The sequence below is a fragment of the Agrobacterium sp. 16-172Ci genome (assembly GCF_053522725.1).
In genome coordinates this window covers 62299-87958 of sequence record NZ_JBNWBW010000007.1, presented here as the reverse complement: position 1 = coordinate 87958, position 25660 = coordinate 62299, and the positions used below count along the sequence as shown (strand labels likewise).

The window sequence follows — 25660 nt, the reverse complement described above, 5'->3', positions numbered from 1 at the left end:
CAAAGGCCGGAGGAGGAACAGCATATGTCGACATCAGGCACGATCCGCACCGGTATCGGCGGCTGGACCTTTGAGCCATGGGAAGGCACGTTTTATCCCGAAAAATTGCCGAAGAAGCGCCAGTTGGAGCATGCGAGCCGGCAGCTCACGGCCATCGAGGTGAACGGCACCTATTACAGCAGCCAGAAGCCGGAAACTTTTGCAAAATGGGCTTCCGAAGTGCCCGAGGATTTCGTCTTCTCGCTAAAGGCAAGCCGTTTCGTCACCAACCGCAGGGTTCTGGCCGAGGCCGGTGAATCGATGACGAAGTTTCTGACGCAGGGGCTGACGGAACTCGGGTCCCACCTCGGCCCGATCCTCTGGCAATTCGCGCCGACGAAAAAATTCGATGCGGAGGATTTCGGCGCATTTCTGTCCCTGTTACCGCAGAAACAGGACGGCATCCCTCTTCGCCATGTCGTCGAGGTGCGCAACGAGACATTTCAGGTTCCGGAATTCATCGATCTTCTCGCCAGGCACAAGGTCGCGGTCGTCTGCGCCGATCATCACGATTATCCGATGCTGCCTGACGTGACCGCCGATTTCGTCTATTGCCGCCTGCAGAAGGGCGAGGACGATATCAAGACCTGTTACCCGAAAAAAGAGATCGACCACTGGGCCGAGCGGGTAAAGACCTATGCGAAGGGCGCCGTGCCGGATGATCTGCCGCTGATAGCGCCGGATCGGAAGGTCGAAAAGACACCGCGCGATGTCTTTGCCTTCTTCATCACCGGCGGCAAGGTGAATGCGCCTGTCGGTGCACAGGAACTGCAAAAGGCGGTCTGAACTCTTTCAGCCCGCCATGTCTTTCGTCGGGCTGAAATCGATGGCCGAAAAAGCAGCCTCGATAACCTCCGGGCCAGCGCCCGGCCGGGTGGCGTCGCTGGAGAGGATTTGCCGGAAACGGCGCGCGCCGGGCATGCCCTGAAACAGCCCGACCATGTGGCGGGTGACGTGGTTGAGGCGTCCGCCCGCGGCGATATAGTCGGCGGCATAGGCCATCATCGTGTCACGCAACGCTATCCAGTCCGGCTGGCGAGCCTCTTCGCCATAGATACGATGGTCGACATCGGCAAGAATGGACGTGTTGTGATATGCGGCACGGCCGAGCATCACGCCATCCATATGCTGGAGATGTTCGCTCGCCTGATCGAGATCGGCGATACCGCCATTGATGCCGATAAAGACATCAGGGTTTTCCCGCTTCATGCGATAGACGAGATCGTAATCGAGCGGCGGCACTTCGCGGTTTTCCTTCGGCGAAAGCCCCTGCAGCCAGGCTTTTCGCGCATGAACCCAGACCGCGTCCGCGCCCGCCGCAACAACCCGTTTCAGAAAATCCGGCAGAACCGCTTCCGGCTGCTGATCGTCCACCCCGATCCGGCACTTCACCGTAACCGGCACGCTGGCGACAGCCTTCATTGCAGTGACACATTGCGCCACCACCTCCGGCTCGCGCATCAGGCAGGCGCCGAATGTGCCGGACTGCACCCGATCCGAGGGACAGCCGACATTGAGGTTGATCTCGTCATATCCGTAATCGCCGGCGATCCGCACCGCCTCGGCAAGTTTGGTCGGATCAGACCCGCCAAGCTGCAGCGCGACGGGATGTTCGTCAGGGTGATAACCGAGCAGTCTGTCTCGCTGGCCATGGATGATGGCGTCGGCAACGATCATTTCGGTATAAAGCAGCGCGCGCTTCGACAATTGCCGGTGCAGAAATCTGCACCTCGTGTCGGTCCAGTCGATCATCGGCGCTACTGCAAAAACCTTCTTGAATTCAGTCACTTAGACGCCATTTTATATTAGAGGATAATTGTACCGACGCCTTTTGTCGGCGGCGCTGCTACAAATTTTGCTACATGAGCGGTTTGGTGGGATTTTGACCGGTCATGTAGCAAATGAGGGAAGAAGAGTCGAGGATAGGCGAAAGAATTCAAGCAGTAATGGCCTTGGCGTCAGGCGAGTTATCATTCTGAGCGAGAGAGAATGCGGAATGCTGTTGCTGCCACTCTAGGAACTTGTCCATTCCCAATGGCTCTGTGGCGGTCCATTGCTGCGGCCACCCCATCAACCACTCGCTGAATTCCGGGTTGTGACGCCCGCCAGGCAGCAATCCCTTCAGGGTCAGATACTCTGGGAGACGAACTCCGCGAGATGACTTTTCTGCTCGCCGTTTGGCGGTCTCCGGTGAGACGCTGCCCTTTTCGTCCGAAGCCGTTGGAGTCGGCCACAATCCAGATGCGATCTCGCTGGTGATCCAAGCCGGCGTCGTATGCTCCAAGCACTCCCCATCGTGCATCGAACCCCATTTCGGCCAAGTCCCCGAGAATTCGTCCAAGCCCCCGTGAAGTAAGCATTGGCGAGTTTTCCATGTACGCGAAACGGGGTCGTACTTCATCGATGATTCTTCGCTGCTCCACCCACAATCGGCTGTCCAGGCCGTCAAGGCCGGCGCCATCTCCACAGATTGCGATGTTCGTGCAGGGGAAGCCGCCCGATACCACGTCAACAAGGCCTCGCCATGGGCGCCCGTCAAAAGTTTCAACGTCTGACCAGATCGGGAAAGGCGGCAGAATTCGATCGGTTTGTCTTTGCGCCAAAACAAGCGCTGCGTCGATGTCGCGCTCAACTGCGCACACTGTCCGCCATCCAAGCAGATGCCCTGCAAGAATTCCTCCACCAGCGCCCGCGAAAAGAGCCAACTCATTCATAGTCACCTGCTGCAATATCCATGGTGGATTTGTAGCAAGCCATTGAATCAGCTCGCAATATGCCGGTTTTATCTTGTTTCGGGCCGTTTAGGATCATTGCTGTTTCCTCGGATATGGAAACAGCGCCGGGGTGTCTGGCTGGCCGCTGGTGCAGCCACTTTGCCGTGGATCAGAGCCCGTTCACTGGAGGGATTTGAGGCCGACGTTTCAGCCTCGGGAGCCATGATAGCGCAGCCAAAAGTGTTTGCACAATCGAAACAGGTGAGGTGCTTATTGCTACATTTTTGCTACGCGCGATTTTGCGAGAAGGACAAGCCAGTGCGATTGCTGCGTTATTTCCGTTCGCGGGACCAGTCGATCATGGGGGCCACGGCGAAGATTTTTTCGCCGTTTGCAAGCGCTTGTCTGTACATGAATTAACCTCTTTGCGCCGGCTTCTACAGCAAAGGACCGTAAAAAGCCAGTTTTGCAGCCGGGGTCATTTTGAACTGGAAATCGCCCCGGAATCGCGGGACAAGAATTGCACCGAAAAAGACGACAGGAAATCGACATGGCCGCCACCGTCATCCCCGCTCCGAAACCCGTTCTCCTGCCCGTTGAAGGCACGGACGATCTGTTCCCCGTACGGCGGGTCTATTGCGTCGGCCGCAATTATGCCGATCACGCCATAGAGATGGGTCACGATCCCTCGCGCGAGCCGCCCTTTTATTTCCAGAAAAACCCGGACAATCTGCTGCCCGCCGGTCAGGACTTCCCCTACCCGCCGCTGTCGTCGAATGTGCACTACGAAGTCGAGTGTGTCGTGGTTCTGAAAAGCGGCGGTGCCGATATCCCGGCTTCCGAGGCGCTGGACCATGTCTGGGGTTACGCCGTCGGCATAGACATGACCCGCCGCGACCTTCAGGACGGCCTGAAGAAGATGGGCCGCTCCTGGGAAGGCGCGAAGGCTTTCGAATATTCCGCACCGGTCTCCCCCATCGTCCCGGCGGACAGGATCGGCCATCCCGCCACAGGTGCGATCTGGCTCGACGTCAATGGCAAACGCAAGCAGACGGGCGATCTTGCCCAGATGATCTGGAAGGTGCCGGAAGTGATTGCCGAGCTTTCCAAGCTGTTCACGCTTGCCGCCGGTGACGTCATCATGACCGGCACACCGGCCGGCGTCGGCCCCATCGTACGTGGCGACCGCATCGAATGCGGCGTCGAGGGTGTCGGCACGCTGGGCGTGACGGTTGCCTGAGGCCGAAGAAAACAAAAGGGAGGAGACCACGATGCCGCTTTACCGCCTCGCCGACCGGGTGCCGCAGACCCCTGCGCCTGATCGCTACTGGGTTGCCCCGGATGCCAATGTCGTCGGCTCGGTGACGCTCGGTGAGGATGTCGGCATCTGGTTCGGCGCAACGCTGCGCGGCGATAACGAGCCGATCAGCATCGGGCGCGGCACCAATATTCAGGAGGGCGTGATGGTGCATAGCGACCCCGGTTTTCCCGCCGTCATCGGCGAAATGTGCACCATCGGTCACCATGCCATCGTGCATGGCTGCACCATTGGCGACAATTCGCTCATCGGCATGGGCGCAACGATCCTGAATGGCGCGAAGATCGGCCGCAACTGCCTCGTCGGCGCCAATGCGCTGGTGACGGAGGGCAAGGAATTTCCGGACAATTCCCTGATTGTCGGCTCGCCGGCGCGCGCGATCCGCACGCTGGATGATGAGGCCGCAGCAGGGCTCCGCCGCTCAGCGGAAAAATACATCGAAAACTGGAAGCGCTTTTCGAAGGATCTGGCGATCGTCGAAGGATAGGAAGCGGCGGGCATCCATGCCCGCCCTGCCCGCGAGCTTAAGCCGAGCACGCGGCGCAGAGGCCGCGAATTTCAATGGTGGTCTTTTCCGCCTTGAACTTGCTGTCCTTCACCCAGCGCTCCAGGCGGTGGTCGATTTCATGATCGTGGAATTCCGTCACCTGCCCGCAGGATTCGCAGATGGCGAAAGCCACCGTACCATGGTGGTGCGAGCAGCACTCCGCCTGCGTATGGGTGCAGGCGACAAAGGCGTTGAGGCTCTCGAGCCGGTGCACGAGGCCAAACTCCACCAGCTTTTCCAGCGCACGGTAAACCTGCAGCGGCGCACGAAAACCCTCATCCCGCAGCTTGTCGAGGATCATATAGGCGCTGAGCGGCTGATGCGCGTTTGAGAGGGCATTCATGACCAGCGACTGGTTCTTGGTGAGGTTCTGCTGGGTCTGCGCATTCATGACTTGCCTCCTTCATCCGCAGCGCGGGAAAAACCCGGCGCCGGCAACAGGCTTATAACGAAGAGGATCACCGCGGCAACCACGATGGATGGGCCGGACGGTGTATCGTAACTGAGCGAGCCGAACAGGCCGCCGACAACGGCGACCGCGCCGATCAGCGAAGCCACCACCGCCATCACCTCCGGCGTCGCGGAAAAACGTCTGGCAGTCGCCGCCGGTATGATGAGCAGCGATGTGATGAGCATGATGCCGACCACCTTCATGGCAATGGCGATCACCAGCGCCATCAACAGCGTGAAGATCAGTTTTGCACGCTCCGGGTTCAGCCCCTCGGCCTCGGCCAGCTCCGTATTGACGGTGGAGGCAAGCAGCGACCGCCACAGGAACACCATGGAGACGATGACCACCAGCCCGCCGCCCCAGATCAGGGCGATATCGCTGCGGGTAACGGCGAGAATATCGCCGAAAAGGAACGAGACGAGATCGATGCGCACCGAGCTCATGAAAGCGACGATGACGAGACCGATCGCCAGCGCCGAATGGGACAAGATACCAAGCAGCGCATCGGCGGATAGCGCCTGCCGCCGTTGGAGAAAGAGCAGCAGGATCGAAACCGCCGACGCCACAAGAAAGACGCTGACGATGAGGTTGAGCTGCAACAGCAGCGACAGCGCGACGCCGAGCAGCGCCGAATGGGCCATCGTATCGCCGAAATAGGCCATGCGACGCCAGACGACGAAACAGCCGAGAGGACCGGCAGTGAGCGCAACGCCTATACCGGCGACCATGGCGCGAACGAAGAAATCGTCAAACATGGCGCTCTCCCTGTCCGTGGCTGGACGGCGTATGGCCCTCATGCTCATGCTCATGGCCGCAGCCGCATTCGTCATGGCTGTCGTGATGGTGGCCGTGGTCATGCATATGGTGGTGCCCATCCTCCGGGTGGCAATGATCGGTCACCGAACCATCTGCATGCTGCACCCGGCCATCAGGCAGATGCGTATGATCGTGATGGTGGCTATAGACGGCAAGCGCCTTGGCCGCGGCGCCGCCGAACAGCCGCATATATTCCGGGCTCTGGCTAACCGCCTGCGGCGTGCCCCGGCAGCAGACATGGCCGTTCAGGCATATCACGGTGTCGGTTTCAGCCATTACCACATGCAGGTCATGTGAGATTAACAAAATTCCGCAATTATTTGAATTTCTGATATTTTTTATCAAATCATAGAGCGCAATCTCGCCGGAGAAATCGACCCCCTGCACGGGCTCGTCAAGAACCAGCAGATCGGGCTTGCGGGCGATGGCGCGGGCCAGAAGTGCGCGCTGGAACTCACCACCGGAAAGGTGCTGCACTTCCGCATTGGCGAGATGCGCAATGCCCGTCGCATTCAGCGCCGCATCGATTTCGCGGGCTGGCAGCGGGCCGGTCAGTGTCATCAGCCGCCGCACCGAAAGCGGCATGGTCCAGTCCACGGCAAGCTTCTGCGGCACATAACCGACCTTCAGACCGGCAATGCGCGAAACCTCGCCCTCGGTCGGCTTCACCACGCCGATTGCCATTTTCGCGCTGGTGGATTTGCCGGAACCGTTCGGCCCGATCAGCGTGACGATCTCGCCTTTGCTGACGGAAAACTCAACGCCGCGCACCAGCCAGCGGCCGTTGCGCTGGACGCCGGCATTGGCAAGGGAAACCAGTATCTCTTTGCCCCGATGGGCGGAATGAAGCATGGGATTGTCCGTTCGGCGATGTTGCTTACCGCTATTGCATACGTTATAGAGTTACGCAATAAATGTAATAACATAACTATACTTCTTCAAGTGGAGTGCATTTCATGAAATCGTTCCTGATCCCGCTCATGGCATCGGTGGCAATAGCGGCCGCCGCTTCCGGCGCCACCGCCGCGCCCGATGTCGTGGTCTCGATCAAGCCCGTCCATTCCCTCGTCGCCGCCATCATGCGGGGCGTCGGCGAACCGCAGCTCATCGTTGACGGCGCGGCTTCGCCGCACACCTACAATCTCAGACCGTCCAATGCCCGCAAGCTGGAAAAGGCCGATGTGGTCTTCTGGGTTGGGCCGGGACTGGAAGCATTCCTGGAAAAGCCGCTCGAAGCGCTTGCCAGCAAGGCAACCGTGGTGGAACTGGAAGACGCAAAGGGTCTGGAAAAGCTGCCCTTCCGCGAAGGCGGCCCCTTTGAAGCACACGACCATGGCGATGAAGGCCACGAGGCGCATGACGGCCACGCTGAAGAGGAAGGCGCACACGATCATGGACACGACCATGCGGAGGGTCACGAGGACCATGACCACGGTGCATACGATACCCATCTCTGGCTCGATCCCGCCAATGCCAAGGCCATGGCGCAGACAATAGAAACCGCGCTGATCGCGGCCGATGCCGGCAATGCCGCGACCTATCAGGCCAATACCAAAAAACTGATCGACGACCTCGATGCGCTCGATGCCGAACTCAGGGAAACGGTCAAGCCGGTGAAGGACAAGCCCTTCATCGTCTTCCACGATGCCTATCAATATTTCGAGCATCGTTACGGCGTGAAGACGGCGGGATCGATCACAGTCAGCCCCGAAACCCTGCCGGGTGCGGACCGCGTCAAACAGATGCAGGAAAAGGTTCGCCAGCTTGGCGCAACCTGCGTTTTCGCTGAACCGCAATTCGAGCCGAAGCTGATTTCGGTCATCACCGAAGGCACCGCCGCGAAATCGGCGACGCTCGATCCGGAGGCAGCGACACTGGAACCCGGCCCGGACCTCTATTTCAAGCTGATGCGCGGCATTGCAGGCTCGCTGAAGGATTGCCTGTCCTGATGCGCATTGCCGCCCCTAACGCCCCGGCTCCGTCATTCCGGCCTTGAGCCGGAATACGGCCGAAGCGTGAATGATCGGAAGAATAAACATTTCAAACCAGTTACTTGCGCTTGAAATATAAAGTAATTCATAAGAAACGAGGCGCGACAATCGCTGGGTAAGAGACGTCGCGCCATCAATCGCAATGCAGCTCGTTACGGCTTCGGCGCCATTGAAGACCAGACCGGGCTGCTGATGCTCTGCAAGGTTTCCGGCGACGCGCCGTTGATGCGCGCCAGAAGGGCCTTTGCAAGCTCCCTGCCCGCCAGCTTGATATCCTCATTGACGGTGTGGATCTGCGGTTTGATCCAGTTCAGGAACTCGGCGGACTGTTTCGAGACGATATCGATATCTTCGCCGATTTTCACACCGGCTGCCTCAAAACCGGCCACCAGCGCAATGGTGCTGCTGCCGCTGATCGAAACAATGCCGTCGGGACGGTCATCGGATTGCATCAGCCGCTGGCCGAAATCGCGGATTTTTTCGAGCGGCGTTTCGATGGTGATGGCATCCAGCGGAAATTCACTAAGGCCGAAATCCCTGATTGCCCTCATGAACCCCTTGCGGGCGTGATCGTGGAATGAAAACCGCGATGGCGGCACGACGACGGCTATCCTTTTGCGTCCGCATTGCGCCAGCCGCTCGACCGCCTCATAGGCATAGGCCTCGTTGTCGAAATCATGAAAGGCATGGTCGATGCCCATATCGGACCGCCCATGAGTGACGAAGGGCATGTTGCGCTCGGTCATGAAACGAACGCGCGGATCGTTGGGCTCGATCTTCGAAATAATGACCCCATCCGCCGAACCGGTATCGAGAATATAGCGGATCGGCACCATGGAATCCTTGGCATGGATGTGGGGCGTCACGACCAGATGATATTGTGTTGTGGAAAGAACCTCGGTGATGCCGAAGACCATCTGGCTGGTGAAACCCATCAGTTCTTCATCGACGCTCAGCACAAGGGCAATCACATTGGTCTTGCCGGTGCGAAGGCGCACCCCGGCGCGGTTTGGCTGGTAACCGATCTGCCGGGCGATCAGCCGCACGCGTTCCTTGGTTTCAGCGCCGATATCGGGCGCATCCTTCAGTGCGCGCGAGACGGTGGTGATGCCGAGACCCGTCATATAGGCGATTGTCTTCAAGGTCGGACGCTCGCCCGTGGTCGCGGGTATGTCGTCCCTGCCGGATTTGCCAGTATCGTTCATGTCATTTCGCCACGCTTTACCGAACGATAATCATAGATAGCTTTTGCTCCGTTGCAAAGGCAAAGGTCTGCGGACAAAGGCCGGTCCCGTCCGGCTATCGGCCAATTCAGCTAAAACGATATAGGTCCGTAAAATATTTCCCGTCTGCGATCCTTTTCTTACGGGCCAAAAGTCCGGATATCATTGGATCAATTTCCTCATTATATAGATTAAAAAATTTACATAACACGCTAATATAAAATGATAAAAATCTATAATTTTTTGTCGATGCAACAGCATCGTCAAGACTCGGCGTTCCCTGGCATTTTTCGTGGTACCGATTGTCACTCAAAGGAATGACGGAACGATTGTTTTACGGTAACGTTGCCGAAGGGAGGAAATCGCAAAGCCGGATAAATGTGAGGCAGCCGCTTTGCGAGCATCCATTCTCCCCAGATTCTGACACAAGCCTGCACCATGATGCAGGCCAGTCTTCTTCGAATTCATATTATGCAGGGTCCGATTATGATTTCTTCTTCCTCGCCCGAAACCGTCATCGATCTGGCCGGGTCCTGGCGCTTGACCTCGGTGGAAGGAGACCACGCCACCCAGCTTTCCGTACCGGGCGATATTCACACCGCGCTCAAAATTGCGGGCATCATTCCAGATCCCTATCACGGCGCCAATGAGAAGGCGGTACAATGGGTCGCACAGCAGGACTGGATCCTCGAGCGCACATTCATTCTCGATGAGGCGGATGCCAGCTGGTATCTCGATATCGATTACCTCGACACCGTCGCCATCGTCTTCGTCAACGACATTCCTGTCCTGAGCGCCGACAATTGTTTCCGCCGTTACCGCCCGGATGTTTCGCGGGCTGTGCGGCCGGGTGAAAACACCATCCGCATCCATTTCCATTCCAACATCGCCGCCGGCGCGGAACGGCAGGCGCGGCAGCCTTTTTATATTCCCTATCACCCCGGCAATTCGCCGATTGCCAATGGCAACATGCTGCGCAAGCCGCAATGCCATTTCGGCTGGGACTGGAATATCGCGATTGCCCCGCTCGGCCTTTACGGCAAAATCCTGCTGAAGCGCCTCGATACAGCCCGCATCGAACATGTCGTCACCTCGCAGCACCATGTCGAAGGCGGCGTGGAACTGCATGTCGCCGTCACGCTGTTTGCCGAAGGTCCGGCGAGCCTGCCGGTCTATCTGTCGCTGAATGACGAAAGGCTCAGGCTCGATTGCGGCGTGGGCGCCGGCGAAACGGTGGTGCGTCACGTCTTCTTCGTAGAAAATCCGGAACTCTGGTGGCCAGCCGGCAGTGGCGAACAGACGCTCTACGAGCTGACGGTGGAATTGCCCGATGAGACCGTGACCCGGCAGATCGGCTTCAGAACCATCGAGCTTCTGACGGACAAGGACGAGGCCGGCAGCCGCTTCGCCTTCCGCATCAACGGCCGGGAAATCTTCTGCCGCGGCGCCAACTGGATCCCCGCCGATGCGCTTTATTCGCTGACCAGCCGGGAAAAGACCGAAGACCTTCTCTGCTCCGCGGTCGAGGCCAATATGAACATGATCCGCGTCTGGGGCGGCGGGTTCTATGAGGAAGACTGGTTCTACGATCTCTGCGACCGTCTCGGCCTGCTGGTCTGGCAGGATTTCATGTTCGCCTGCAACCTTTACCCCTGCAGCGAGGATTTCCTCGACAATGTCGAACACGAGGTCGAGTATCAGGTGAAACGCCTCTCCTCCCATCCCTCCATCGCGCTCTGGTGCGGTGATAATGAATTGGTGGGTGCGCTGACATGGTTCGATGAATCCCGCAACAATCGCGACCGTTATCTCGTGGCCTATGACCGCCTGAACCGCACCATCGAACGGGCCCTGAAAAAAGCCGCTCCCGAAGCGCTCTGGTGGCCATCGAGCCCAGCGTCGGGTTATCTCGATTACGGCGATGCCTGGCACGCCGATGGTTCCGGCGACATGCATTATTGGTCCGTCTGGCACGAGAACAAGTCATTCGACAATTATCGTTCGGTGAAACCGCGCTTCTGCTCCGAATTCGGTTTCCAGTCCTATACATCCATGCCCGTCATCCGCACCTACGCGGAAGACCGGGACATGAACATCGCCTCCCCGGTCATCGAGCTGCACCAGAAGAATGTCGGCGGCAATGAGCGGATTGCGGGCACCATGTTCCGCTATTTCCGCTTCCCGAAGGATTTCGAGAATTTCGTTTATCTCAGTCAGGTCCAGCAGGCGCTGGCGATCCGCACGGCTGTCGATTACTGGCGCTCGCTCAAGCCCCATTGCATGGGCACGCTTTATTGGCAGCTGAACGACACCTGGCCGGTCGCCTCATGGTCGAGCCTTGATTACGGCGGAGGCTGGAAAGCGCTGCATTATGCCGCCCGCCGTTTCTTCCAGCCGGTTACAGTCTCGGCCATCCCTTCAGAAGATGGACGCCGGGTGAGCTTCTCCATGGTCAACGACACGGTGGAGGATGTGGAAATCGACATGAACATCGTCGCCCTGACCATGGACGGCAACCGCGTGCCGCTGAAATCCGCCAATGGCACCTGCGCGACCGACAGGGCCGCGATATTGACCGACATCGACATGGACAGCCTGCCGCACGGCGCCGTCCTTGCCTGGAGCTTCATCGCCTCGAACGGCATGACCGGCGAAGGCCATCATGCGCGCGATAGCTACAAGGCGCTGGAACTTCAGCCTGCCGGCTTGACATTCACCACCAGCACACTGAAAAACGGTCAGTTCGAAATCGATGTCAGCGCCACCGGCCTCGCTCTCTTCGTCATGCTGGAGGCAGATCAGCCCGGACGTTATTCCGACAATCTCTTCGATCTTGCCGCCGGCGAAACGCGCCGTATCATCTTCACCCCGAAAGCGGACGGCCCCCAGCCGCATTTCCGCATCTTCGATCTTCATACCTGCCAATCCTCGCCCAATCCCGGCATTGAAAGCATGCGGAGAAAGGCATAACCATCCCTCTCGGGAATGACAGGTGAACCCACGCCTGTCTTCATCAGTTCAAAAGGCTGCCGGGTTCTCCGGCAGCCAGTCATCAGCAAGCGGAGGAAGACCCATGGTTTGGCAACCGGCCGAAAACCGATATGCATCCATGAAATATAATCACTGCGGCAAAACCGGCCTGAAACTGCCGGCAATCTCGCTGGGACTCTGGCACAATTTCGGCAACGATACGCCGCACCAGACCAAACAGGCCATTTGCCGCCGCGCTTTCGATCTCGGCATCACCCATTTCGATCTCGCGAACAATTACGGCCCGCCGCCCGGCAGCGCCGAAACCGCCTTCGGAGAAATTCTGAAGACGGATTTCAGAGGCTATCGCGACGAGATGATCATCTCCTCCAAGGCCGGTTACAACATGTGGCCCGGTCCTTACGGTGAATGGGGCAGCCGTAAATATCTGATAGCTTCCTGCGACCAGAGCCTGAAGCGCATGGGGCTGGGCTACGTCGATATTTTCTACTCCCACCGTTTCGACCCCAACACGCCGCTTGAGGAGACCTGCGGCGCGCTGGACCAGATCGTGCGCTCGGGCAAGGCGCTTTATGTCGGCATCTCGTCCTACAACTCGAAGCGCACCCGCGAGGCCGCCGCGATCCTCAAGGACCTCGGCACGCCCTGCATCATCCATCAGCCGAGCTATTCGATGATCAACCGCTGGATCGAGGAAGACGGTCTCGTCGACACGCTGGAAGAACTGGGCATCGGCTCCATCGTCTTCTCGCCGCTGGCGCAGGGCATGCTGACGACGAAATATCTCGGCGGCGTGCCGGATGGCAGCCGTGCATCGCAGAGCAAGTCTCTCAACCCGGCCTTCCTCAACGAGCGCAATGTCGAAAACATCCGTGCGCTGAACAGCATTGCCGAGCGACGCGGCCAGACGCTGGCGCAGATGGCGATTGCCTGGGTTCTGCGCGGCGGCCGCATCACCTCGGCGCTGATTGGCGCAAGCCGTGTCGAACAGGTCGAGGATTGCGTGAAGGCGCTCGACAAGCCGGATTTCACGGCAGAAGAGCTTGCCGAAATCGATCGTTACGCCAAGGACGCGGATATCAACCTCTGGGCAAAATCCGCCGAACGCGTCTGATTGAGGACAGACTGCCCGGTTCTGCCGGGCGGTCTGCAGATTGCAAAATGCCGGGCCAAAAACCTCAAAACAAAAGATTAACTTCCGCCCCTAAGCGTTAATAACCATTACATAAATGTAATTTTAAATTCAGTTTCCGTTCATTCGTTTATTCGTAAGTTCTCCTCATCGAAACACGAGAGGAAACTTCCATGAAAAAGTTCGTCACCATTCTTCTGGCTGCCACCGTTCTCGCCGCTCCGATGGCTCAGGCCCAAAGCCGCCACGGCGATCGCCATCGCGGCGTCACCGTCGAGCGTCAGGTCACCACCAAGAAGGTCATCGTCAAGAAGCACCGCTGGGATCGCGGCCAGCGCCTTTCGGCCCGTGAGCGCCGCAACATGGTAGACCGTCGTGACTACCGCCGTTACCACCTTGCAGAACCGCGCCGCGACCAGCACTGGGTACGCGTCGACAACCAGTTCCTGCTCATCAACGCCGTCAGCGGCCTGATCGTCGGCCTCGCCGCCGCCCGCTAATCCAGGCATCGATGAAATGAAAAAGGCCCGCTCGCGCGGGCCTTTTGTCGTTTGTCGTTTCAGCCGATCAGAAAATGTCGGCGCCGCTGCCCCACGGGCCGTGCGGCTTGTCCACACCGTCGGTGCGTTCGAAACCATGGGCGCCGAAGAAGTCGCGCTGCGCCTGAATGAGGTTGGCGCTGCCGCGGCCACGGCGATAGGCGTCGAAATAACCGAGCGCCGAAGCAAGTGCCGAAACCGGCAGACCCGACAGGACGGCGTAGGAGACGACACGGCGCAGCGGTGCGTCGGTATCCTTGACGATGCCGGCAAAGGCAGGCGTCACGATGAGGTTGGCCACATGCGGGTCCTTGGTGAAGGCCGAGGTGATCTCATCGAGGAATTCCGAGCGGATGATGCAACCGGCGCGCCAGATGCGAGCAATCGTCGGCATCGGCAGGTTCCAGTTGAACTCCTTGGAAGCGGCCGACATGATCGCGAAGCCCTGCGCGTAAGCGCCGACCTTGGCGGCCAGAAGCGCGCTTTCCAGATCGGCGATGAAAGCCTTTTTGTCAGCCGGTGCAGGCGCAACGGTCGGCAGACCGAAGATCTTCTCGGCAGCTTCACGCTCATCCTTCTGCGAGGACAGAATACGCGCAGCCACGGCCGCCTCGATGGCGGTTGCGGCAACGCCCATATTCTGCGCCTCGATGACCGACCACTTGCCGGTGCCCTTCTGGCCGGCCTTGTCGAGGATCAGATCGACCATCGGCTTGCCGGTGATCGGATCGGCGGCGCGCAGAACCTTCTCGGTGATTTCGATCAGGTAGGAATTCAGGCGGCCCTTGTTCCATTCTGCGAAAACATCGGCGATTTCGACGGCGCTCATGCCAAGGCCGTCACGCAGAATGCCGTAGATTTCGGCGATCATCTGCATATCGGCATATTCGATGCCGTTATGGATGGTCTTGACGAAGTGGCCGGCGCCGTCATTGCCGAGCCATGCCACGCACGGATCGTTATTGTACTTGGCGGAAATGGAAGTCAGCACCTTCTCGACGCGCTTCCAGCTGTCCTCGGTGCCGCCGACCATGATCGACGGTCCATGGCGCGCACCTTCTTCACCGCCGGAAACGCCCATGCCGATAAAGGTCAGGCCGCTATCCTTCAGATTGTCGAAACGGCGGATCGTATCGCGGAAATTGGCATTGCCGGCGTCGATCATGATGTCGCCATTGGCGAGATGGGGTTTCAGGATTTCCATCTGCTGGTCAACCGGATCGCCGGCCTTGATCATGATGATGATCGGGCGCGGAGGGCGAATGGCGGCGACGAATTCCTCGATGGTTTCGCAGGGGATCAACTGTCCCTGCAAGTCCCCAGCCTCGGCGTAGAATTTTTTCGTCGCTTCAGGGGTTCGGTTGAATACGGCAATCTTGTTGCCCTTTTCCGCGATATTCAACGCCAGGTTCGAGCCCATGACGCCGAGACCGATCAAACCGATTTCTGCCTGTTCCACGGATGTGCCTCCATCTTGCTTTTTGGTGGTCGTGTTGTGGCACTGTAATGAACAAACGGCAAGGCTAGCCGCGACTGAAACGATTAAATTTTGATGACGCAAATCAGCTTTGCATATTTGCGACAGGTCGAGTCCGGCTCAAAACGGCAAGCCCGCCTCGCCTCTTATGATCGTCGGGGCCGGTCGTCACCATCATCCAGCGCCCGCCAGGCGGCCCCGTCCATATCCTCATATTGGCCCGAACGCACCGACCAGAGGAAGGCGAAAAGGCCGAGCGCTCCTAAAAACAGCGCGACGGGAATGAGATAGATCAGCATGTTCATGCCAGTTGCGCCCCCTCGCCTGCAAATCCGGTCTTCGCTTCATTCTGAGGACGGACGGTTTCAGCCGTACCGGCAAGACGCAACGCATTGGCGACGACGATCAGCGAGGACGTCGACATGGCGATGGCCGCGATCATCGGCGTCGCATAACCGGCAATGGCAATCGGCACGGCGATGATGTTGTAGCCGATGGCAAGCGCGAAGTTCTGCCGGATCAGCCTTCCTGCCCGTTGCGATGTCTCGATTGCGAAAGGCACGGCATCGAGATCCTCCTGCATGAACACGAAATCGGCGGCCTGCCGGCCGATATCGGCGGCGGTGGCGGGCGCCATGGACACATGCGCGGCGGCGAGCGCCGGCGCGTCGTTGATACCGTCTCCCACCATCAGTACCCGCCGCCCCTCGCCCGCAAGCTCGGCGCAACGCGCCGCCTTGTCCTTCGGCGATAGGTCCGCACGCCAGTTACCAATCCCCAGCCGCTGCGCCATGGCGCTGACGGCTGCTGCCCGGTCACCCGAAACGATTTCCTGCATAAGCCCCCGTACCGACAGGCTGCGCAATGCCGAAACCGCACCCGCGCGCGGATTATCCTCGAAGCCGAAGCTTGCCAGATGCCCGCCATCGAGGGACAGCACCACTTCCGAGCGCGCATCGCCATTGTCGATGCTCGCTTCACTTGGGCACGCGAAACGGCGATTGCCCAGCCGATAGGTTCCGGCTTCCGTTTCCGCCTCAACGCCGGAGCCCGGAATTTCCCGCACCGCCTCATAGGCCGGCACCGCGCCGCTATAGGCAGCATGCAGGGCTTTCGACAATGGGTGACGCGAATGGGCGGCAAGCCCCGCTGCAATCGCCATGGTGACGGGCTTCACATCGCCAGTCTCAACCAATCTCGGTTTGCCGATAGTCAGGGTGCCGGTTTTGTCGAACAGCACGGTATCGATTTCGGCCAGCCGCTCCATGGCCGAGCCTTCCTTGACCATGATGCCGTGCCGGAACAGCCTTCCGGCGGCCACCACCTGCACGACGGGAACGGCAAGGCCAAGCGCGCAGGGGCAGGTGATGATGAGAACCGCAATGGCGATCAGCATCGCCTGTTTCCAGTCACCGCCGAAAATGCCCCAGCCGAGAAACGTCACCAGCGCAAGAAGATGCACCACGGGAGAATAATAGCTTGCGGCGCGGTCGGCGATGCGCCGGTAACGCGCCCGCCCGCCTTCGGCCGCCTCCATCAGCCCGATCACTTCCGAAAGGAAGGAATCTTTTGCCAATGCCGTCACCCGCGCAGTCAGCGAACCGGTGAGATTGAGCGTACCGGCCTGAAGGCTGTCGCCTGCCGCAACGCGGCGCGGCGCGCTTTCACCGTTGACGATGGACATGTCGAGATCGCTGCTGCCGGAGACGACCACGGCATCCACCGCCACACGGTCGCCAGCCGCAATCGCAATCGACATTCCCGGCTGGATATCGGCAAGCGGCCGATACTCCCGCGTTCCATTCTCACCGATCACCGTTGCCCCGCGCGGCGAAAGCCGGGCAAGCCCGGCAATGGCCGAGCGCGCCTTGTCACGCATGATATGGTCAAGCGTCCGGCCGATCAGCAGGAAGAACAGCAGCGACACGGTCGCATCGAACCAGGCATGTTCACCGTGATGGATCGTCTCCCACAGGGAAACGGCATAGGAAAGCGTGATGGCGAGTGCGATCGGCACATCCATATTGGTACGGCCATGTTTCAGCGCGTTCCAGGCCGATTGATAGAAGAAACGCCCGCCATAGATCAGCGCCGGCGCGGCGATCATCGCCGAAATCCAGTGGAACATGTCGCGCGTCGCCGCATCCGCCCCCGACCAGACGGAGACGGACAGAAGCATGATATTGGCGGAAGCAAAACCGCACAGCGCCACCGCCCTGATCAGCTGCGAACGCAAGGCGTCCGAGGCATCCTGCCCGCTGGCGAAAAGATGCGTGCGATATCCCGTCGCAAGAATGGCGCGGGCAATCTCGGCAGGGTCAGTCCTGACGCCGTCGACTTCTTCTTTCCAGACGACCGCCACGCGTTTGGACGACAGGTTCACGCGCGCCCGCTCCACTTGGCGCAGACGGCCGAGCGCGGTCTCGATGGTAGTGATGCAGGCGCCGCAATACACATCCGGCACGCTGAGGTCGGTCTGGCGCAGCCCCTGCCCCAGATCGCGGCTCGCCAGCAACAACTCCTCCGACGATGGCGGATTGACCGGCTCGCCGAGTTGCAACGAACCTTCCGTTCCCGGTGCGCAGCAGCTCATTTGCGCCCCCTGATGACGGCAATCCGCGTGCCCTCATGCACGATGATCCGGCCGTCCTTGACGGCGGTGACCTCGACGATCCATTGGCCCGGCAGCATGTCATGCGGGCCGGTGAAGACGCCGGTGGAAACCGGGGTCAGGTCCATGTCGAAATTCTGGCGTTCACCGACGGGCCGGCGAAAATGCGCCGTCACCTTATCGGTGTCGACCGGGCCGGTGTCGGGATGAAACACCTCATATCGCACCGTCTTTTCATCCACGATGAGCTTGCCCTTGATGCCGGTCGCGGCCCTTGCCTTGGCGGCTTCCGCCTTGGCGTTGAACTGCTGGCTGGCCACATAGGTATTGGGCACGACAAGCCCGCTCCAGCTGTTGACCGCGTTCCAGGCCATCACCATGTTGACGGTGATGACGGTGCCGAAAAACAGCAGCATGACACCCAGCATATGCCAGCCGGTGAACGTGAAACCGGACGTCTGGCGATTGTTCACGGTCATTTTTTCACTCCCGGAGCGTTGAATACAGCATCGTAGCGGGCCGTCTCATGGCCGCCCGTATCGCTGACGATGAATTCGAAATTTTCCGCCGCCCGCGCAACATCTTTGCCCGGCAGAGTGACGAAGACCTTCAGCGTCGTCGCCTCGTCCGGCTCCACCGTCACTTCGAAGGTGCGCGCGGCCGTATCCGGCATGCCGTTGATCTTCATCACCGCATTCGGAATGCCCTCGATGGCCAGGTTCATCGTGCGTGGCTGCGGCACCATGTTCAGAATGCGCACCGTATAGCCGTTGCGAATGGAACCGTTCGATTCCAGCACATATTGCGGGTTGCGGTCATGCAGGACATTCAGCGCCAGCCGCTCGCGCGTCACCAGCGCAAACAGCATGCCGATACCGACCGCCGACCAGATGGCCGTGTAAAGCAGCGTGCGCGGCCGGAAGACGATGCGCCAGTTGAAGTGGCGGACACTCTTCCTGAAGCTGCCGTCCTCCTCACGCACATTGGCAGGGCGGATGGCGTGCTCACCATTGCCGGTCGCCAGCGCCATGTTGGACTGGTATTCGGAAAGCGTCGCATAGGCGATCAGCCCGCGCGGCTTGCCGATCTTGTCCATCACCCCGTCGCAGGCATCGATGCAGAGCGCGCAGGTGATGCATTCCAGCTGCTGCCCGTCCCTGATGTCGATGCCCATGGGACAGACCGCGACGCAGGCATTGCAATCGACGCAATCGCCGATGCTCTCCCCTGCCGCCGCAGCCTTCTTGGCATGCCGCGAGCGCGGTTCACCGCGCCAGTCATTATAAGTGACGACAAGCGAGTTCTCATCCAGCATGGCCGCCTGAATGCGCGGCCATGGACACATATAGGTGCAGACCTGCTCCCGCATCAGCCCGCCGAAGACATAGGTGGTGGCGGTGAGGATGGCGACGGTGGAATAGGCGATCATCGGCGCCTGCCCGGTCAGGAACTGCGTCGCTAGCGTTGGCGCATCGGCGAAATAGAAAATCCAGGCGCCGCCGGTCAGAACGCCGATCACCAGCCAGATCGCATGTTTCAGCACCCGCTTGCGCAATTTGCCGAATGTGAAGGGCGCGGCATCCAGTTTCATGCGCGCGTTCCTGTCACCCTCTATCGCCCGCTCGACCACCAGAAACAGGTCGACCCAGACGGTCTGCGGACAGGTGTAACCGCACCACGCGCGCCCGACAGCGGACGTGACGAGAAAGAGCCCCAGCCCGGCCATGACCAGCAATCCGGCGACGAAGAAGAATTCCTGCGGCCAGATTTCGATGAAGAAGAAATAAAAGCGCCGGTTGGCGATATCGATCAGCACCGCCTGATCCGGCGCATAGGGACCGCGATCCCAGCGCAGGAACGGCGTTAGATAATAAATGCCGAGCGTGACCAGCATCACCAGCCATTTGAAGCGCCGAAACCTGCCCTCGGCGCGCTTGGGAAAAATCTTCCTGCGTGCCTCGTAGAGCGGTTTGCGCGTTTTTGCGGAATTGACGGCTTCCGCCTCCAGCCTCTCGACAGGCTGTTGCGGGCGATCCTGTCCGGCGCGATAGATGTTCATGATGGGAGTCCGTTTTTATCTCCTTGCTTTCTCCCATCTCCCCGGTGAAACATCCTTGACTTACATCAAGTGACGACAAAGTGGCGCAGTATGGGAACGCGCCGCCAAGGGAGGATGAAATGCCTGTCATGCAGTCGAGAATCATTCATCTGTCGGTCGAAAAACCCTGGAGCCACGTCTATGACTTCGCCTCCAACCCGCAGAACATGCCCCGCTGGGCCGCGGGCCTTGCGGGCGGCCTCACACCGGACGGCGAGGACTGGATCGCCGAGGGCGGGCCGCTTGGCGAAGTGCGCGTCAATTTCGCGCCCGCAAACGAGTTCGGTGTCATCGACCATGTCGTGACATTGCCGGATGGCGTGAAGGTTTATAACGCGCTACGGGTAACGCCGAACGGCAGCGGCACGGAGGTGAGTTTCACCCTGCTTCGCCTTCAGGACATGACGGACGAGGATTTCGAGCAGGACGCAAAAGCGATCACGGCCGATCTCGAAACGCTGAAGGCGCTGCTCGAAAAGGATTGATGGAGGAAGCATGACCACGAATACGAACGACCGGCGGATTGACTATGTCGAATTCAACGTCGCCGATATCGAGCGCAGCAAGGAATTTTACGGCGGCGCCTTCGGCTGGTCCTTCAAGGATTACGGTCCGCAATATTGCGAGTTTTCCGATGGCCGGCTGACCGGCGGTTTCACCACCACGACGCCGGTCTCGGCCAGGGGCGGACCGCTCGTCATTCTCTACGCCGCCGATATCGAGGATGTGCAGCGCCGCGTCGAAGCCGCCGGCGGGCAGATCAGCGTCGCAATCTTCGAGTTTCCGGGCGGGCGGCGTTTTCACTTCACCGATCCGGACGGATATGAGCTGGCCGTGTGGTCGGACAAATAAAAAAGGGCCGCATAGCGGCCCTTTGAGTGTGATGGCAAAGCTTCTTTACACTCGACGTCATCCTTGGGCTTGTCCCAAGGATCTAATCACGTCCAATTAAATCGAGACGTTGCAGATGCTCGGGACAGGCCCGAGCATGACGGAAGAGAGCTTTCAGGCCGCTGTCATCTCTCCGCGGGGGGCATGACACGGCCTTCTCCATTTCCTGTCTTTGCTATCACTCGCCGCCGCCAAGCGAGTGCACGAAGATCGCAAGCTGCTTGACCGTCGTATCGCCGAGACGCTCACCCCAGGCGGGCATGACCCCGTGCTTGGGCGAACGGATCTGCGCGACGATACCTTCCTCCCCATGCGACTTCAGCCAGATCGCGTCGGCCAGATTGGGCGCGCCGAATTCGCGATTGCCCTTGGCGTCTTCCCCGTGGCAGGAGGCGCAATTGTCGGCAAAGAGCTGCTTGCCTGGCTCCACCAGAGCCGGGTTGGATGGGGTACCGGTGAGGCTGACGACATAGGCCGCAACCTCGCGGATTTCGTCCGATTTCAGAATTTCACCGAAAGCGGGCATTTCCGAAGCACGCGTATCCGCATCGTCGGCAAAACGAATGCCATGCTTCACCGTCGTATAGATGTCGTCGACGCTGCCGCCCCACATCCAGTCGTCATCGTTGAGGTTGGGATAGCCCTGCCCGCCTTCCGCGCCCGAACCGTGACACTGAATGCAATTGACCTTGAAAGCGGCAGCGCCGCCGGAAAGGGCAAATTGCATTAGGGTCGGGTCGGCCTGAATTTCGGCAAGCGACGAATTGGCGATCTTGTCGACAAAGACGCTCTGCGACTGTTTTGCATCGGCAATTTCGGCGGCAATATCGCCGCGGCTGTTCCAGCCGAGCAACCCTTGCGTCGCCCCATTGATCAGCGGCCATGCCGGATAGGCGATGGTATAGCCGATGGCCCAGAGGATCGTAAAATAGAAGGTCCAGACCCACCAGCGCGGCATGGGATTGTTCAGCTCGCGGATACCGTCCCATTCATGGCCGGTGGTTTCGACGCCGCTGATGTCATCAATGTGTTTTTCGGACATATCCTAGTCCTCCTTGAGCGGAATGCTGGCGGCATCGTCCGCGGCCTTCTTCGAGCCGGGGCGAAGGGTGAAAACGACGACGCCGGCGAAGAACAGGGTCATGGCAAGCAGACCCCAGCTATCGGCGAAGTGGCGCATGGCCGTGTAGGTTTCCATGGCTCACACCTCCTCACCGGTATCCGGCGGCATCGTCATAGGTCGAGAAATCGACCAGCGTGCCGAGCATCTGCAGATAGGCGACCAGAGCATCCATTTCGGTGAGCTTGGCCGGATCGCCGTCGAAATCGCCCACCTTCGCTTTCGGATAACGCGCCAGAAGTTCCGACGAATCCGCATTCGGGTCGGCCTGGGCGGCAAGATCGGCAGCGGATTTCTCGATCATCTCGTCGCTATAAGGCACACCGACAGCGCGGTTGGCCTTCAGCTCCATGGAAACATCGGTGATCTTCAGCGGCGTGGTCTTCAGGAACGCATAGGAGGGCATGACCGATTCCGGCACCACCGAACGCGGATCGGCCAGATGCTGCACATGCCATTCGTTCGAATAACGGTCGCCGACGCGCGCAAGGTCAGGCCCCGTGCGCTTGGAACCCCACTGGAACGGGTGGTCGTACATGGATTCAGCTGCCAGGCTGTAATGCCCGTACCGCTCCACCTCGTCGCGGAACGGCCGGATCATCTGGCTGTGGCAGACGTAACATCCCTCGCGGATGTAGATGTTGCGCCCGGCCAGTTCCAGCGGCGTGTAGGGCCGCATGCCCTCCACCTTCTCGATGGTGTTTTCGAGATAAAAGAGCGGTGCGATTTCAACGATGCCGCCGATGGAAACGACCAGCAGGGAGCCGACCAGCAGCAGCGTCGCGTTGCGTTCGATGACGCCGTGTTTGTCAAGTATGGACATCGGCCTCTCCTTATTCAGCAGGCTGCAGCGAAGGAGCCGCGTCCTTGCTGGCGCCCTCCTCGCGTTGATGACCGAGGATGGTCATCGTGACGTTGTAGGCCATGATTAGCGCGCCGCTGAGGAACATCAGGCCGCCCAATGCACGCATCACGTAATAGGGGAACAGCGCCGCGACCGATTCCGCGAAGGAATAGACGAGGAAGCCCTGGCTATCATATTCGCGCCACATCAGCGCCTGCTGGATGCCGGCCACCCACATGACGGCGGCGTAAACGACGATGCCGAGCGTGGCGAGCCAGAAGTGCCAGTTGACCAGTTGCAGGCTATAGAGACGCTCCCTGCCCCACAGTTTCGGCGTCAGGTAATAGATCGCGCCGAAGGTGATCATGCCGTTCCAGCCGAGAGCGCCGGAATGAACATGGCCGATGGTCCAGTCGGTATAGTGGCTGAGCGAATTGACGGCCTTGATCGACATCATCGGGCCTTCGAAGGTCGCCATGCCGTAGAAGGCAACCGCCATCACCATCATGCGCACGACGGGATCGGTACGGATCTTGTCCCATGCGCCCGAAAGCGTCATCAGACCGTTGATCATGCCGCCCCACGAGGGCATCCACAGCATCACCGAGAACACCATGCCGAGCGTCTGCGCCCAGTCCGGCAGCGCTGTATAGTGCAGGTGGTGCGGGCCGGCCCAGATATACATGAAGATCAGCGCCCAGAAGTGGATGATCGACAGGCGGTAGGAATAGACCGGGCGGTTCACCTGCTTCGGGATGAAATAATACATCATGCCGAGGAATCCGGCCGTCAGGAAGAAGCCGACCGCGTTATGGCCGTACCACCATTGCGTCAGCGCATCCTGCACGCCCGAAAAGGCCGAGTAGCTCTTGACGCCGAGGAACGAGACCGGAATGGCGAGATTATTGACGATATGCAGCATGGCAATCGTGACGATGAATCCCAGGTAGAACCAGTTCGCCACATAGATATGCGGCTCCTTGCGCATGAAGATCGTGCCAAGGAAGGCGACGAGATAGGCAACCCAGACGATGGTCAACCAGATATCGACATACCATTCCGGCTCCGCATATTCGCGGCCCTGCGTAATACCGAGCAGATAGCCGGTGGCGGCCATGACGATGAAGAGGTTGTAGCCCCAGAACACGAACCAGCCGAGATTGCCGCCGAACAGGCGCGCCCGACAGGTTCTCTGCACCACGTAAAAGGAGGTGGCGATCAGCGCATTTCCCCCGAAAGCGAAGATCACCGCCGATGTGTGCAGCGGCCGCATCCGGCCGAAATTGAAATAGGGCGCGATATTGAGATCGGGAAAGGCGAGCTGAAGCGCCACCACGACGCCGACCAGAAAGCCGACGACACCCCAGAACACGGTGGCGATGACGCCGTATTTCACCACCTCGTCGAAATATTCCGACTTGAGGCGGGCACGCGCGGCTGAATCGACAGGCGCGAAGGAGACACGGCGCAACAGAAGCACCGTGCTGACCAGAAGCGTAAAGAACAGCACCCACATATGGGCGGCGAAAAGATTGTCATGGGCAAAGGCTGCCCCGAGCAACGCGAGAAAGGCGCCGAGCGCCACGACCGCGGTTTCTAACGTGTAATTCATTGTTGGTTTCCCCCAACGTGCAAGCCGACCGACGAAAGGCACGGCACGCGCCTGGGAGAGCGGAAACGCGCCTTTGCGTCGGTTGGAGCATTGCCACCGGCAGGGGAACGCCACCTTGATCCAGATCAAGAAAGCAAAGCTGTCGCAGCCCCGGCAAAACGGGGCGCGGCTTTATGAGAGGAATTTGCGTAAGAGCAAAAATACACGGCGATGTCGGCCCCGCTTTCGCGGGTGCTGCTTCAGCCCTTCATCTTCAGGGGCAGACCGGCGGCGACAAAATAGACCTCACCGGCAATGGCGGCGATTCGCTGATGCAGGCGGCCGGCGTGGTCGCGAAATTCCCGCGCCATGCGGTTTTCCGGCACGATGCCGAGACCGACTTCGTTGGAGACGAAAATCAGCTTTGCCCGAGCCGATACAATCGCCGCCTCAAGCGCCGCAAAGGCAGCCTCGATATCGGCATTCTCCATCATCAGATTGGTGAGCCACAGGGTGAGGCAATCGATGAGAACGACATTTTCCGGCGCATCGAGCTGCTCCAGCACGGCGGCAATATCGACGGGCGCTTCATGGGTGGTCCATTCACCGCCGCGCCGCCCCTGATGATGGACGATGCGCTCACGCATCTCGTCATCCCATGCCCGGCCGGTGGCCAGATAATGCAGGCTTCCACCGAACTTGCCCGCAAGCTCCTCCGCAAAACGGGACTTGCCGGAGCGCGCGCCGCCAAGAATGAAAACGGAGCGGTTTTTATCTGTCATCTAAAACCTGAAGGAAGAGAATGAAGTGGACCGGCATCTTCGCCGTGTCGCAAGCCAGGGACAGGCAGACATGAAGGGAACGATTCGTAGAAAAAGGCGTCCCCCGGTTGCTCATGCCGGACTGCCGCTGATACCGGGCCGGAGAAAACAAGACCTGCCTGCAGGATGCCGGGCATATCAGCCTTGGCGACTCCGGATACCGGAAACACCGGTCCTGATGAAAGGCTAGGTGCGAACGGCCATCCTGTCAATCGGTCCCTGCCGTTAGCCAAAAATCAGGCGGAACCGGAACGCAAAACCTTAATCCGGAACCGGCAGACCTGTCGTCCGCGACTGGATTGATAAAGCGACTTGGTTACCGGAAAGTTAGCGAAAAACCGAATGATGAAACCGCAACGCCAAAGGAGAATATGGAGTGACGGCAGCCGCCGCCATTGCCTTGCCATGGCCTTCAAATCAATATGCTTTCGAAGATTCGCAAACAG

General features: G+C 59.4%; 25 protein-coding genes. 9 read left to right on the top strand and 16 right to left on the bottom strand.

What is annotated here, in order from left to right; translation table 11 throughout:
• The first annotated feature begins 24 nt into the window (after positions 1–24).
• Positions 25–825, top strand: coding sequence for a DUF72 domain-containing protein (locus ACQZ40_RS09630; RefSeq protein WP_448747843.1), 801 nt, complete (start codon positions 25–27; stop codon positions 823–825).
• Between the two features lie 6 nt (positions 826–831).
• Here the strand turns inward: ACQZ40_RS09630 and dusA are convergent, their stop codons facing one another.
• Together dusA and ACQZ40_RS09620 are read right to left on the bottom strand one after the other, a co-directional pair.
• Complete coding sequence (gene dusA / locus ACQZ40_RS09625; protein ID WP_448747842.1) at positions 832–1827, bottom strand: tRNA dihydrouridine(20/20a) synthase DusA; 996 nt, start codon at positions 1825–1827, stop codon at positions 832–834.
• Positions 1828–2009: 182 nt separating this feature from the next.
• On the bottom strand, positions 2010–2753 hold the full coding sequence (locus ACQZ40_RS09620; RefSeq protein ID WP_442866787.1) for a DNA cytosine methyltransferase: 744 nt from the start codon (positions 2751–2753) through the stop codon (positions 2010–2012).
• A gap of 550 nt (positions 2754–3303) precedes the next feature.
• On the opposite strand from ACQZ40_RS09620, the gene ACQZ40_RS09615 reads away from it, so the two are divergent.
• Together ACQZ40_RS09615 and ACQZ40_RS09610 are read left to right on the top strand one after the other, a co-directional pair.
• Entirely contained in the window at positions 3304–3993 is a 690-nt protein-coding gene (locus ACQZ40_RS09615) for a fumarylacetoacetate hydrolase family protein (RefSeq protein WP_078052997.1), read from the top strand.
• A 31-nt stretch (positions 3994–4024) separates the two neighbouring features.
• On the top strand, positions 4025–4558 hold the full coding sequence (locus ACQZ40_RS09610; protein ID WP_065655446.1) for a gamma carbonic anhydrase family protein: 534 nt from the start codon (positions 4025–4027) through the stop codon (positions 4556–4558).
• A gap of 37 nt (positions 4559–4595) precedes the next feature.
• Here the strand turns inward: ACQZ40_RS09610 and zur are convergent, their stop codons facing one another.
• The 3 genes from zur to znuC are packed head-to-tail and all read right to left on the bottom strand — an operon-like array spanning position 4596 to position 6737.
• Positions 4596–5009: a zinc uptake transcriptional repressor Zur gene (gene zur, locus ACQZ40_RS09605; protein ID WP_020809932.1), complete on the bottom strand. Its 414-nt coding sequence runs from the start codon at positions 5007–5009 to the stop codon at positions 4596–4598.
• The gene (gene znuB, locus ACQZ40_RS09600; RefSeq protein WP_078052998.1) at positions 5006–5824 is read right to left on the bottom strand and encodes a zinc ABC transporter permease subunit ZnuB; all 819 of its coding nucleotides are present in this window, start codon (positions 5822–5824) and stop codon (positions 5006–5008) included. Before znuB ends, zur begins: the two co-directional genes overlap by 4 nt.
• On the bottom strand, positions 5817–6737 hold the full coding sequence (gene znuC / locus ACQZ40_RS09595) for a zinc ABC transporter ATP-binding protein ZnuC (RefSeq protein ID WP_078052999.1): 921 nt from the start codon (positions 6735–6737) through the stop codon (positions 5817–5819). Before znuC ends, znuB begins: the two co-directional genes overlap by 8 nt.
• 104 nt (positions 6738–6841) lie before the next feature.
• On the opposite strand from znuC, the gene znuA reads away from it, so the two are divergent.
• Positions 6842–7834, top strand: coding sequence for a zinc ABC transporter substrate-binding protein ZnuA (znuA, locus tag ACQZ40_RS09590; protein WP_078053000.1), 993 nt, complete (start codon positions 6842–6844; stop codon positions 7832–7834).
• Positions 7835–8028: 194 nt separating this feature from the next.
• Here znuA and ACQZ40_RS09585 read toward each other — a convergent pair whose 3' ends face one another.
• Positions 8029–9081, bottom strand: coding sequence for a LacI family transcriptional regulator (locus ACQZ40_RS09585; RefSeq protein WP_162934075.1), 1053 nt, complete (start codon positions 9079–9081; stop codon positions 8029–8031).
• 489 nt (positions 9082–9570) lie between these two features.
• Here ACQZ40_RS09585 and ACQZ40_RS09580 point away from each other — a divergent pair, with 489 nt between their 5' ends.
• From ACQZ40_RS09580 to ACQZ40_RS09570, 3 genes are all read left to right on the top strand, one after another.
• On the top strand, positions 9571–12069 hold the full coding sequence (locus tag ACQZ40_RS09580) for a beta-mannosidase (protein ID WP_448747841.1): 2499 nt from the start codon (positions 9571–9573) through the stop codon (positions 12067–12069).
• Positions 12070–12172: 103 nt separating this feature from the next.
• Complete coding sequence (mgrA, locus tag ACQZ40_RS09575; RefSeq protein ID WP_448747840.1) at positions 12173–13204, top strand: L-glyceraldehyde 3-phosphate reductase; 1032 nt, start codon at positions 12173–12175, stop codon at positions 13202–13204.
• Positions 13205–13395: 191 nt separating this feature from the next.
• On the top strand, positions 13396–13722 hold the full coding sequence (locus tag ACQZ40_RS09570) for an RcnB family protein (protein ID WP_448747839.1): 327 nt from the start codon (positions 13396–13398) through the stop codon (positions 13720–13722).
• A gap of 67 nt (positions 13723–13789) precedes the next feature.
• Here ACQZ40_RS09570 and gndA read toward each other — a convergent pair whose 3' ends face one another.
• The 5 genes from gndA to ccoG form a co-directional block, all read right to left on the bottom strand.
• On the bottom strand, positions 13790–15220 hold the full coding sequence (gene gndA, locus ACQZ40_RS09565; protein WP_003525022.1) for an NADP-dependent phosphogluconate dehydrogenase: 1431 nt from the start codon (positions 15218–15220) through the stop codon (positions 13790–13792).
• A 164-nt stretch (positions 15221–15384) separates the two neighbouring features.
• Positions 15385–15543, bottom strand: a complete 159-nt coding sequence (gene ccoS / locus ACQZ40_RS09560; RefSeq protein ID WP_003502794.1) for a cbb3-type cytochrome oxidase assembly protein CcoS — start codon at positions 15541–15543, stop codon at positions 15385–15387.
• Positions 15540–17831, bottom strand: coding sequence for a cation-translocating P-type ATPase (locus tag ACQZ40_RS09555; protein ID WP_174039159.1), 2292 nt, complete (start codon positions 17829–17831; stop codon positions 15540–15542). Before ACQZ40_RS09555 ends, ccoS begins: the two co-directional genes overlap by 4 nt.
• Positions 17828–18328 (bottom strand): FixH family protein, encoded by a 501-nt coding sequence (locus tag ACQZ40_RS09550; protein ID WP_174036000.1) that lies wholly within the window; start codon positions 18326–18328, stop codon positions 17828–17830. Before ACQZ40_RS09550 ends, ACQZ40_RS09555 begins: the two co-directional genes overlap by 4 nt.
• Positions 18325–19908, bottom strand: a complete 1584-nt coding sequence (gene ccoG / locus ACQZ40_RS09545) for a cytochrome c oxidase accessory protein CcoG (RefSeq protein ID WP_271046075.1) — start codon at positions 19906–19908, stop codon at positions 18325–18327. Before ccoG ends, ACQZ40_RS09550 begins: the two co-directional genes overlap by 4 nt.
• A gap of 119 nt (positions 19909–20027) precedes the next feature.
• Between ccoG and ACQZ40_RS09540 the strand changes: the two genes are divergently transcribed.
• Positions 20028–20432 (top strand): SRPBCC family protein, encoded by a 405-nt coding sequence (locus tag ACQZ40_RS09540; protein ID WP_174036002.1) that lies wholly within the window; start codon positions 20028–20030, stop codon positions 20430–20432.
• A gap of 10 nt (positions 20433–20442) precedes the next feature.
• Complete coding sequence (locus ACQZ40_RS09535; protein WP_271046074.1) at positions 20443–20799, top strand: VOC family protein; 357 nt, start codon at positions 20443–20445, stop codon at positions 20797–20799.
• Positions 20800–21016: 217 nt separating this feature from the next.
• On the opposite strand, the gene ccoP is transcribed toward ACQZ40_RS09535, so the two are convergent.
• The 5 genes from ccoP to cobU all read right to left on the bottom strand — a co-directional run bounded on the left by ccoP (position 21017) and on the right by cobU (position 25175).
• Entirely contained in the window at positions 21017–21880 is an 864-nt protein-coding gene (gene ccoP, locus ACQZ40_RS09530) for a cytochrome-c oxidase, cbb3-type subunit III (RefSeq protein ID WP_065655034.1), read from the bottom strand.
• Positions 21881–21883: 3 nt separating this feature from the next.
• The gene (locus tag ACQZ40_RS09525) at positions 21884–22036 is read right to left on the bottom strand and encodes a CcoQ/FixQ family Cbb3-type cytochrome c oxidase assembly chaperone (protein ID WP_003502810.1); all 153 of its coding nucleotides are present in this window, start codon (positions 22034–22036) and stop codon (positions 21884–21886) included.
• Between the two features lie 13 nt (positions 22037–22049).
• Positions 22050–22781: a cytochrome-c oxidase, cbb3-type subunit II gene (gene ccoO / locus ACQZ40_RS09520; RefSeq protein ID WP_065655033.1), complete on the bottom strand. Its 732-nt coding sequence runs from the start codon at positions 22779–22781 to the stop codon at positions 22050–22052.
• A 10-nt stretch (positions 22782–22791) separates the two neighbouring features.
• Positions 22792–24414 carry a cytochrome-c oxidase, cbb3-type subunit I gene (ccoN, locus tag ACQZ40_RS09515; RefSeq protein ID WP_174036004.1) on the bottom strand — a complete coding sequence of 541 codons (1623 nt, stop codon included), beginning with the start codon at positions 24412–24414 and terminating at the stop codon, positions 22792–22794.
• A 239-nt stretch (positions 24415–24653) separates the two neighbouring features.
• Positions 24654–25175, bottom strand: coding sequence for a bifunctional adenosylcobinamide kinase/adenosylcobinamide-phosphate guanylyltransferase (cobU, locus tag ACQZ40_RS09510; protein ID WP_271046073.1), 522 nt, complete (start codon positions 25173–25175; stop codon positions 24654–24656).
• Positions 25176–25660 lie beyond the last annotated feature (485 nt).